1 protein-coding gene is annotated in these 419 nt (G+C 45.6%); it reads left to right on the top strand.

The annotated features are described in order from the left end of the window. Positions 1–419 (top strand): YebC/PmpR family DNA-binding transcriptional regulator (locus HFC70_RS26470; RefSeq protein WP_210259469.1); only part of this gene is annotated, 419 nt, incomplete at both ends.

Here is a 419-nt window from a genome sequence, read left to right as displayed (position 1 = left end):
GAGATGAACTACGAAGGATACGGACCATACGGTATCGCTATCTTTGTAGAAACAGCCACAGACAATACCACCCGTACAGTGGCCAACGTACGCAGCTATTTCAATAAACTTGGCGGATCGCTGGGAACTACAGGTAGCCTGGAATTCCTTTTCGACCACAAGTGTGTATTCCACGTAGCTAAGAAAGAGGGTATCTCGTTGGAAGACCTCGAGCTGGAATTGATCGACTACGGAGTTGATGAGCTGGAAGAAGACGAAAACGAAATTGTAATTTACGGCGAAGTCGCCCAAAATTCAAACATCCAGAAATACCTGGAAGAAAACGGATTTGAAATCAGCAGCGCCGAGTTTGAACGTATCCCCAACGATACAAAATCTGTAACACCCGAACAACGTGAGCAGATTGAGAAGCTTATCGA

The sequence above is a fragment of the Agrobacterium sp. a22-2 genome (assembly GCF_012276985.1).
Lineage (GTDB): Bacteria > Pseudomonadota > Alphaproteobacteria > Rhizobiales > Rhizobiaceae > Allorhizobium.
This window is presented reverse-complemented; position numbering and strand designations above follow the sequence as displayed.